The sequence below is a fragment of the Mesorhizobium sp. M0894 genome (genome assembly GCF_040319725.1).
Classification (GTDB): domain Bacteria; phylum Pseudomonadota; class Alphaproteobacteria; order Rhizobiales; family Rhizobiaceae; genus Mesorhizobium.
This window is the reverse complement of record NZ_JAMYOG010000049.1, coordinates 1-1,271: the sequence shown is the minus strand read 5'-3', so window position 1 is coordinate 1,271 and position 1,271 is coordinate 1. Positions and strand designations below refer to the sequence as shown.

The window sequence follows — 1,271 nt, the reverse complement described above, 5'->3', positions numbered from 1 at the left end:
ATCCCAAGCTGCGGAAAGACTTATGAGACGCGACGATCTTACACCACATACGTCCGCCCGACCACTTCTTGAGATTCGTGGGCTCGATCTCGACTTTGGGACGCCGCGCGGCCGCGTCCATGCCCTACGAAACGTTTCGCTCGATGTTCCGGCCGCACAGGTGGTTGGCATAGTCGGCGAAAGCGGATCCGGAAAATCGACGCTCGCCTATACGGTGATGGGCCTGCTTCCAGAAAATGCAGATGTCACAGCCGGCAGCATCCTGTTCGAAGGTAGAGACCTGCTCAAAATGCCTGTTCCAGCGCGTCGGAGCCTGCTCGGCGATCGTCTCTCCATGATCTTTCAGGATCCGATGACCGCACTCAATCCGGTGCGGACCATCGAAAGCCAGATGATCGATATCCAACACCACGAACAAGGAAGCCGCAGTGAAAAGCGCGCTCGTGCCCTAGAGATGCTTCACCGGGTCGGAATTCCCGATCCCCAAAGCCGTATCAGCGCCTATCCGCATCATTTCTCCGGTGGCATGCGTCAGCGCATCTGCATCGCCATGGCGCTGCTTGTGAAACCGGCGCTGCTCATCGCCGACGAGCCGACTACTGCGCTCGATGCGACGCTGGAGGTGCAAATCATTCGTTTGCTCAAAGATCTGCAAAGAGAGATCGGTTGCTCCGTTCTGTTTGTCTCCCATCATCTCGGAGCGGTGGCTGAGTTGTGCGACCGGGTCGCGGTCATGTATGCGGGCGAAGTAGTGGAGCAGGGGGCCGTACGGGACATCTTCCACAACCCTGCTCACCCCTATACGCGCGCGCTGCTTGAGTGCGATCCTGGGCGGATCAAAAAAACCACGCGCACTTTGCCGACCATTCCCGGCGAGGTACCAAGTCTCCTGGGCAGCAAGGTAGGGTGCATCTTTCGTACACGTTGCCGACATGCGTTCAACCGCTGTGTCCAAGAGAACCCGGTCGGGTACCGCATCGGCGTGGACCAAGTGGCCCGATGCCATCTCCTCGACGAAGAGCGGCTGGCTTCGGCATGAGCGCGCTGCTCGAGGTTGAGGACCTGCGCGTCCGCTTCCGCACCATGGGTCCGCTGAAGGCGCTCGCAACCGGGACGAAAGCCCCTTTCATCGACGCGGTAAGCGGTGTCTCCTTTGAAATCCGCAAGGGCGAGACACTCGCCCTCGTCGGTGAAAGCGGGTCAGGCAAATCCACCATCGCGCGCACGATCATCGGCTTGCAGCGGGCGGTCAGCGGCAGGATCAGCTTCGA

Annotated in this window: 2 protein-coding genes; both read left to right on the top strand. The window is 59.9% G+C overall.

The window, feature by feature from the left end; translation table 11 throughout:
* A partial coding sequence (locus tag NKH91_RS32230) for an ABC transporter ATP-binding protein (protein WP_352885608.1) occupies window positions 1-1,039 on the top strand: 1,039 nt, incomplete at its 5' end.
* Window positions 1,036-1,271 (top strand): ATP-binding cassette domain-containing protein (locus tag NKH91_RS32225; protein ID WP_352885609.1); only part of this gene is annotated, 236 nt, incomplete at its 3' end. The genes NKH91_RS32230 and NKH91_RS32225, both read left to right, overlap by 4 nt.